This window comes from Candidatus Wallbacteria bacterium, from assembly GCA_028687545.1.
Lineage (GTDB): Bacteria > Muiribacteriota > JAQTZZ01 > JAQTZZ01 > JAQTZZ01 > JAQTZZ01.
Window position 1 is genome coordinate 1 of sequence record JAQTZZ010000088.1, and the last position, 8343, is coordinate 8343.

Here is an 8343-nt window from a genome sequence, read left to right on the forward strand (position 1 = left end):
GATCATGACAGAGCAAGCTCACGGGGAAACTGGGATAGATATCCACCCGGGCTCAACCATAGATAAGAGTTTCTTTATCGACCATGGAACCGGAATCGTGATCGGTGAGACGACCGAGATCGGCAGGAACGTGAAGATATACCAGGGCGTGACTTTGGGAGCCCTCAGTTTTCCTGTGGATAGCCAAGGCAATCTTTACCGAGGCAGGAAACGGCATCCAACTATCGAGGACGAGGTGGTGATTTATGCAGGAGCCACAATACTCGGCGGGGAAACTGTCATCGGGTGCGGAGCTGTAATCGGGGGGAATGTCTGGCTCACCCAGTCTGTCCCTCCCCATACCAAGGTCCTGCTGGAATCCCCTAATCTGATCTTCAAGTCCAAAAATACGGGGAAGAAGTAATGTTGAAATTACTGGCTGTCATTTCTTTTTTTATTTTCCAGTCCTGTGCAGGTGCTGCATACCTTACAGTCCACTACAACAGATTCGACGGGAATTATCAGGACTGGAAACTCTGGCTCTGGAATGCTTCAGACAACAAGGAAGGGAGCGACCTGAGCTCTGATGCGAAAGACGCTTTCGGGCTCATTTTCACGGTAGATCTGGAAACAAAAGGACTCGCAGGGAAGAGAATCGGGATTTTACCTAAACTTCGGGAGTGGGAATCAAAAGATCCCCCTGACAGGGTCTATACACCTGACCTTGGACTGGAAATCTATCTCTTGCAAGGAGATCAAAAAGTGTATTCTCAGAAACCGGATTTTTCCCCCAGGATCGTCAGAGCTTCCCTGGAACGTGATGACTCAATCGCCGTTGTCTTTTCAAGACCGCCGGATACAGCTGAACTTCTGTCCGATCCTCCTGTGTTAACTGCCTGCGGAACAGTGCGGAAGATCAGAAAAATGGAACTGGGAATCAAAGACAAAGCTATGATCCTGGCACTTACCATCGACCAGGTCTTTGAAGCTGATCTTGCTTCCATAAACCGCGGGGAATGGAAAGTAGCACAAAAAACCGGAGAAGTAACTGTCTGGCTTGGCGGGATTCTGGACAGCGAAAAGTATTATTCAGATAAACCGCTTGGCGTTACCTTCAACGGAGACACCACCACTGTGAGGGTGTTTGCTCCTGCGGCAATCGCAGCTTCTCTGCTGCTGTATGATGGGGCTGACTCAGGAGAAGCCAGGGAAATTCCCATGACAATGGGAAGCCAAGGAATCTGGGAAGCCTCGTTGAATCAAAAGCTATCAAATGTTTTCTATAAGATCAGGGTCACACGCAACGGGAAAACCGTGGAAGGAATCGATCCATATTCTCTCTGCAATACGGCTCATGACGGCCGCGGACTTATTTTCACTGATTCCACTGAAATTGCACCTTCGCCTGTGTTCGACCCTTCTGAATCAGTGATTTATGAGCTTCATCTCCGCGATTTCACCATCGACCCTTGCTCAGGAGTAAAGAAGCGCGGCAAATATCTGGGTCTGGCCGAAGCAGGTACGAGACATGCTCATGATAAAAACCTGACTACAGGAGCCGACCACTTGAAAGAACTGGGCGTGAATGTGGTACAGATCATGCCTTTCCAGGATTTCGAGAACGACGACCAGGCTGACACTTACAACTGGGGATACATGCCTGTGCATTTCAATTCACCTGACGGGTGGTATGCTACAGAAACCAGGAATTCGAAGCGGGTGAGTGAAGTCAAGACAATGATCAGCCATCTCCATCAAAGCGGGATTAGAGTGGTGATGGATGTCGTCTACAATCATACTGCCGAGAATAATCCTGAGAAGAATTTCGGGCTGAATGCCATGGCAGACGGCTATTACTACCGCAGAAAACCGGACGGCAGCTTATGGAACGGCTCAGGCTGCGGCAATGAGTTCAGAAGCGAGTCGCTGATGGGCCGCAGATTCCTGATCGACAGCCTGAAATACTGGGTCTCTGAATACAAGGTGGACGGATTCCGCTTTGACCTGATGGGCCTGATCGATCTGGAGACCATGGTGATAGCTGCGCGGGAATTGAAAAAGATCAAGCCTGAGATCCTGATTTACGGCGAACCCTGGTCAGGCGGGGATACCCCGATCATCCAGACTGTGAAGGGACGCCAGAAAGGAAATGGTTTTTCTGTTTTCAACGACGATTTCAGGGATGCGATCAAGGGCAGCGTCTGGGACATGAAACCAGGTTACGTGCAGGAGGGATTGTTCAGGGACAGGGTCAGAGTCGGGATCATGGGCAGCATCGACACTTTCGCCGAATCGCCGCTTGAGACGATCAATTACGTGAGCTGCCATGACAATCAGACGCTCTGGGACAGGATAATCCTGACTGAAGGAATCAATGCCACAACTATCGAAATGAAGGACATGGACATGCTCGCCAATGCCATTATCCTGACTTCGCAGGGGATCCCATTCATCCATTCAGGCGAAGAAATGCTGCGCACGAAAAAAGGGGAGCACAATTCCTATAATCTGCCTGACGAGATCAATCAGATCAAGTGGGACTGGAAAAAGAACAGTCTGGATGTGTTCAATTATTACCGGCAGCTGATCCAGCTGAGAAAAGACCACCCTGCATTCAGGATGAAGACTGCTGCCGAAGTCAGGCACAATTTGAAGTTCTACGAAGATCTGAAGCTTACAGTCCCTGATCCCTGCATCGCCTATGTGCTGGACGGAGCAGCTGTGAAAGACTCCTGGAAGAAGATAGTGGTGCTGATCAATCCGAATCGCAAAGAGCAGGAGTTTCCGCTGCCTGCCGGAAAATTCAAGATCGGATTAGACAGGGAAGGATTTTACCAGGAGAATTTTAAACCTGCTGAAAAAATCGTGACTGTACAGCCGATTTCCCTGATGCTGCTGTTCGAGAAGTGAAACTGAAATTTAATCAATAAATTCAGAGTCTTTGACTGACACCAGCATCCTGAAACCATCGATGTTGGCGAGCACCAGTGAGTCGGTCTTCTGAATCCGGAACTTGCGGTCGCCTGAGATTTCCAGCGCTACGCCAATGTTAGAAATAAAAGCCGCACAATGCGCATGTTCGGCCCGCAGCCCCTGGACGCCCGGGAAAGGCAGCAGGTCGCGGGGATTCTTGGTCTTCTGCTTGTGCAGCTTGCTCTTCCAGACTTCCAGCATTTTGCCGTCTACAACCTGTGAATCATTGAACTTAGCATTCAGATTGTTCCTGATTGCAGCTAATTCTGAGGAAAGATCCGGTTTTTCCACTCTGACCAGATCCTGTCCGATCCGGAAAATATAAGCGAGCGATGGAAGTTCTTCCAGAGCACCCACGTCGTCCACGTCCCCACCTGCGTCTATGTAATTGTGAAGTGCATCCATGAAGGCATTGTCATACCTGCGCAGCCCGTGCCAGGAAGAGAAGATCACTGTGAAACCTTTGGTAAAGTAATAGCTTGCCAGAAAATCAGGGTCAGACACCAGCCACTTGACTCCTCCGCCTGGCAGAGTGAAATCCTTCAGCTCTTCGAGCTGCAGATCATGTAAAGGAGGCCAGCCTTTGCGGTCCCATTGTTCCAGTTTCATCTTGCCTTGTTCCTCAAATCGCCTTTTTGGGTGAGGCCGGGGATTCAGGAGCCCTGTAATCCGCTTTTTCAGGTTTGGAGATGGCATGCTTCAGCGGAAAATCCGCTGATTTCGGAGCTTTCTGCGGCTGAGGATGCAGTTTCTCTATTTTCGCTTCTTTAACTTCCCTGGCTTCTTTGATTGGCGCAGTGCCTGGCAGAGGTTCCCTCAAGCACGGGCTCAACAGATTCAGGATGCCTGTGACCTCAGCCGGCAGAACAGATTCCAGCTTCACCCGCTCGCCGTTCAAAAGCACATAGCGGCCTTCGCCTAGTATCAGGTAAGTTCCCTTGCTGCAATCTATTGTCAGAAACTCTTTCTTGGAAATTTTGAGGTCTTCCACTGATTCCTCCTATGGTCAATTTAAATTTCAGCTGAATCTGTGCCTATTTTACCTGAAAACAGGCATCAAATCAAGCATTTTCAAGCGATTTTACTTCACGATCTCGAACTTGCCCAGCCCGTCTATTTTGCGATCCACATTTTTGGGGTCTCCATACACGCGAACCCTGGCCACACCTGAAACTACGGTCTTTATGCAGTCCGAAGCAAAGACCAGGATGTCGGCTGCCCCTTCTGCGTTCACTGTTGTATTGATCGCCTTCAGCTTGGACAGGTCGATCTTGGCCGCGCCTGAAACCGCGAGCTTGAAAGTATTGCATTTTCCATCGCCTGTCAGGCTGGAAGCACCATTCACCCCGACTTCGAAGGAATCGCTGTCAATCCCGGAAACCTGTACCTTGCCTGCCCCTGAGACCATTATTTTGTTAAGGCTTGAAGCAGTCACATCTATTAACAGGCCTTTAGTGGGCCTGAAATCCTTTTTCTGGCGGATGACCAGTTTCCCGCCGTTCTCCACAAAGGTTTCCACCAGAGGCAGCAGGTTGGAATCTGTGGTGATCCTGCAGGAGTCCTTAACCTGGCAGACTATATTCAGGGTACCGATGCCCTGAAGGTCAATCGAACTGAATCCTGAGATTTCGCGGTTCTCTTCCTTCTGCAGGCCGTCTCCTTTCACGAGCGTCAGACTGTGACCTGAAACTCCTAAAAAGCAGGTCACAATCAGGGCTGCGATCAGGAAAATCACGAAAATCTTGATGGCAAATACAGTCACCATCCCAATACAGATTATTACAAAAAGCACCAGCCCGATCACTCCGCAGATCACGGCCGCCACTGTTCCCAGGGCGAGGAGTGGTGCAAGAATTGTGATCAGCACCGGCGAAAGCAGGAGAAGCACGATTATCATTCCGATCAGGGCGAAAAAATCGAACAGAAAACCCATGGTCACTCCTTTGACTGTAAAAAGATGCATTTTTTATCCGGCTTATGCAAATTATCACTCCAGGAGCGGTATTTGTCCAATTCCTGGCTGGAAGTTCTCAGATCTTCAGATATCCTGCATTTCCGATCGAGTTTTCGTCCTGTTTGTCATCCTTATCTTTGCAGTTCAGTTCACCCTTCCTGGTCCTGATCTTGGATTGAATCACTCCGAACTGCTGCCTGAACGCATTGATTTCTCCGAAATTATCGAAAAATTCGACTTTCGCGGCAATGGTCTCAGGTTTCACTTCAGAGTCGATCTCCAGTTCTCCTCTGACCAGGAAAGTGGTGATCTCCTTGGAATATTCCAGTTCTTCACTGGTCAGCAGGTATTCGTCTTCCACTGTTACCAGCCTGCCCTGATAAGGTAAAATCAGAGTAGCAGGATCGAAGCAAAGCTCAGAAATGAATTCCTTCAATTCCCTGTGGCAGACTACATGTTTTGTCTTGAGCGATAAAATGGCAGAGAGGAGAGATCCAGAGGTGATCCCCGCATCAATCACTACACCGGACGGGCAATACAGACTGGCTTTTTGGAAGCGCTTGATGTTCAGATTGTCCAGTTTGAATTCTTCTGGTAGATAGAGATAACCCTTGGGAAGGACTTCGAGTTTGCAGGCTGTCTGGCTGAGAAGCCGCCGGTTGAAGATTTCAGCATATTCATCACGTAGAATCGCCTTGCCGACCAGGTGGAATTTTTCGATTTTACGCTCAAAAAGGGCTACCTCGAATTCGGCAGTGAGATCGAGCTTGCCTGTCATGAAAATCGTGGTATTGTCATCCAGAGAATTGAGGAAATGATCGTCAATCTTCAGCTTTCCGACCATGATTTTGGCATTGTCGGGATAGGACATGATCTGTCCGGTGAGACTCACTATTTTGGACTGCAGGGTAGGCAGCAGCTTTTCAGGGCAGAAGACCTGGCCTGTGATCAGCAATGCTTTGATTCCTTTGTCGAGTGCATCGGCAGTGAGATCGTTTTTAATCATCATCTGCCCGGTCATGAAGAGCGAGAGCGGTTCCTTGAGCTGATCGACATATCCACTGTTGATTTCGAGCTGGCCTGTGACCAGCTTGCAGTCTGCAGGCACTTCCATGGATGAACCCATATTCCTGATGCTGAGCCTGGTAAGCAGATGAGCGGTTTCCTTGCTGTAGATCACAGCACCCACATTATCCACGCGCTCGATCTCTCCGATCGACTGTTCTGTGGCGCTTCTCAGGTCCAGCACACCCACGTTTCTGATCACTTTTTTCATAGTTCCTCCTTGAGATAAATGTTTTATTTAAATTTGGCAAATTTTTGTGGTTTGCAGCCAGATGTTGTGCTTTTTCATTGATTTGTGGCGGGTCCTGTCCTGGGACAACTTTTTTTCTCCTTCGCTTCGCTCAGTGCGCCAAAAAGTTATCCCTGGCCACCCCACAAGGTCTTGGGTATTTGAACATGGAAAATTTGCCAAAGTCGAGTTTTTCAAGTCATCACTCCAGGTTTTTTCGCAAGAGCCCCAATGCCCGACTGAGCCTGAACCTGACTGTGGAAGCAGGTATGGAAAGGGATTCAGCGATCTCTGAACTGTTCATGTTCAGCCAGTATTTCTTTACGATCACTTCCCGCAGAGCGTCAGGCAGAATCTCCAGGAACTGCCGGTATTCCATTTTTTCAAAGCCGTCAGATTCATAGGCTTCGCTGTCTTCGTAAAAGGCTGCTTCCAGAACCGCTCTTCGCCTCTGGTCGATGAAGATGTTTTTCAGCACTCTGTAAAGCCAGGATCTTACCTTGTAATCAGGGAGCATCTGCAGAAGCTCCCGGTTCCGAAGGGCGCGGCCGAAGGTTTCTGATACCAGGTCTTCGGCCAGGTCCCTGTCGCGGGAGATGCCGGTTGCATAGCAGGTCAGCTGATCAGAGAAAGCTTCAAACATTTCTGCGATGTCCATCCGTTGCTCCAGGATTCCTTCACATTCACGAATATGACGAACAAAACAAGTCAAGTGTTGGCGATTTTATAAATATTTTTCAGCTACCAGACATAAACTTTAAGCTGATGAGGAGTGTATCCTTTCACTGATTGAAGGTCGTCGCTGACATTGCGGATGTCTTTCAAGGTTTTGAACAGCCAGGACAGCCGTTTGTGCTCAGGCAGGATTTCCAGAAGATGAATGTTGGAGAGAGCCTTCTGAAATGTTTCATCCACCAGCTGTTCAGCTTTGTCCCGATCTTTGGAAAAAGAAAGCGCATAGTTTGTCAGCGGATCAAAATAATCTGCATACAGATCGCCAAGATTCATTTTTCCTTCTTCCGGATAATATTATAACGAATTTAAAGCAAGAAATGACGGGACATGGTATCGAGTTTTAAAGAAGATGGGGACATGTTGTTCCCCTCATACTGCCCAAATCACAACTTGTCCCTATCGGAAGACATAACCATTAGCAGACATTCAAAATGCAGTCAAAGGGGGGATTTTTCCCCCCTTTGAAATCCCTCCAATCAGGGGGCTATGCCCCCTGAACCCCCTGCGGGGAGTAAATTGATTCTGCTCCTCTCAAGGCACACTTTTGCCACAAATCTGATAACAAAAAAGATTTGCTGACTAAGATAGTCTTTGCTTCTTTACCCAAGGTCTGGAGCGACCCTCTCAACCCCACCAGATTTAGGAGCGGCTAAGTGTGGTTTAAACAGGGGGAAAAGATGGGGATATGTCGTTCCCGATTTTCTTACCCAAGCTACGACGTGTCCCCTTCAGAAGGCATATCTGGTAATAAAGGTAAATTCAGGATCTTGTCAAGCAGTGAACGATTCTGCTCATGCCTTGGGCGGCCTCGGCCCCTTTTTACAGCCGCTGCATCCTGGGCACAATCCCGAATACCTGCAGTTTTTGTAAACAAAGACCCCAGGATTTATAATAATATTCATGAGAGTCTGTTTTTTGCTGATTCTGCTTTCATTCCAACTGCATGCCAAACTGATCAAACCCCATGATTTCAAGCCGATTATAGTACAATGGAGGTATGGAGATTTCACAGTTTCTTCTGCTGAAGTGGTACTATTCAACGATCTGATACAAAATAAAAAACCGATAACAAGAGACAGGTCAGAAGCAATCAAAGCATTTTCAGGACTGCTCGATTTCAAAACCAATACTGAAGAAAGTCTGGAAAAAGCTAAAAGCATTTTATACCCACTGCTGATGGATCGAGATTATGAAACTTATAATCGGTTGATCGGAATGTGCGAAGAAAAACGGAACAAATTATACTACGAAAACATAAACATAGAAAAGGGAAATGCGAGAATTTAGCTACGTCCCGTCAAGTGGTGTAAATTTCCATCGGCTACTCCTGTCAACCTAAGCAGCCCTCAATTCCTTGCAATACAAGCCCTTAATCAGTTCCATTGACTCCAGGCTGAAGTATCTCCTG

The 8343-nt window shown here is 48.0% G+C and carries 9 protein-coding genes; 3 read left to right on the top strand and 6 right to left on the bottom strand.

Annotated features, from left to right (window positions below; all coding sequences use genetic code 11):
* Window positions 1–403: serine acetyltransferase (locus PHW04_18620; protein MDD2717907.1), on the top strand; the 403-nt coding region annotated here is incomplete at its 5' end.
* Complete coding sequence (gene pulA, locus PHW04_18625) at window positions 403–2889, top strand: type I pullulanase (protein MDD2717908.1); 2487 nt, start codon at window positions 403–405, stop codon at window positions 2887–2889. The genes PHW04_18620 and pulA, both read left to right, overlap by 1 nt.
* 9 nt (window positions 2890–2898) lie before the next feature.
* Here pulA and PHW04_18630 read toward each other — a convergent pair whose 3' ends face one another.
* The 6 genes from PHW04_18630 to PHW04_18655 form a co-directional block, all read right to left on the bottom strand.
* Window positions 2899–3561 carry a hypothetical protein gene (locus PHW04_18630; protein ID MDD2717909.1) on the bottom strand — a complete coding sequence of 221 codons (663 nt, stop codon included), beginning with the start codon at window positions 3559–3561 and terminating at the stop codon, window positions 2899–2901.
* A 13-nt stretch (window positions 3562–3574) separates the two neighbouring features.
* Window positions 3575–3943 carry a hypothetical protein gene (locus tag PHW04_18635; protein ID MDD2717910.1) on the bottom strand — a complete coding sequence of 123 codons (369 nt, stop codon included), beginning with the start codon at window positions 3941–3943 and terminating at the stop codon, window positions 3575–3577.
* Between the two features lie 90 nt (window positions 3944–4033).
* A complete protein-coding gene (locus PHW04_18640; protein ID MDD2717911.1) occupies window positions 4034–4915 on the bottom strand; it encodes a DUF2807 domain-containing protein in 882 nt (293 codons plus the stop codon).
* Between the two features lie 67 nt (window positions 4916–4982).
* Window positions 4983–6182 carry a hypothetical protein gene (locus PHW04_18645; GenBank protein MDD2717912.1) on the bottom strand — a complete coding sequence of 400 codons (1200 nt, stop codon included), beginning with the start codon at window positions 6180–6182 and terminating at the stop codon, window positions 4983–4985.
* Between the two features lie 220 nt (window positions 6183–6402).
* Window positions 6403–6858, bottom strand: a complete 456-nt coding sequence (locus tag PHW04_18650) for an RNA polymerase sigma factor (protein ID MDD2717913.1) — start codon at window positions 6856–6858, stop codon at window positions 6403–6405.
* 83 nt (window positions 6859–6941) lie between these two features.
* Window positions 6942–7208 (bottom strand): hypothetical protein, encoded by a 267-nt coding sequence (locus tag PHW04_18655; GenBank protein ID MDD2717914.1) that lies wholly within the window; start codon window positions 7206–7208, stop codon window positions 6942–6944.
* A gap of 627 nt (window positions 7209–7835) precedes the next feature.
* Here PHW04_18655 and PHW04_18660 point away from each other — a divergent pair.
* Window positions 7836–8222 carry a hypothetical protein gene (locus PHW04_18660; GenBank protein MDD2717915.1) on the top strand — a complete coding sequence of 129 codons (387 nt, stop codon included), beginning with the start codon at window positions 7836–7838 and terminating at the stop codon, window positions 8220–8222.
* Window positions 8223–8343: the final 121 nt, after the last annotated feature.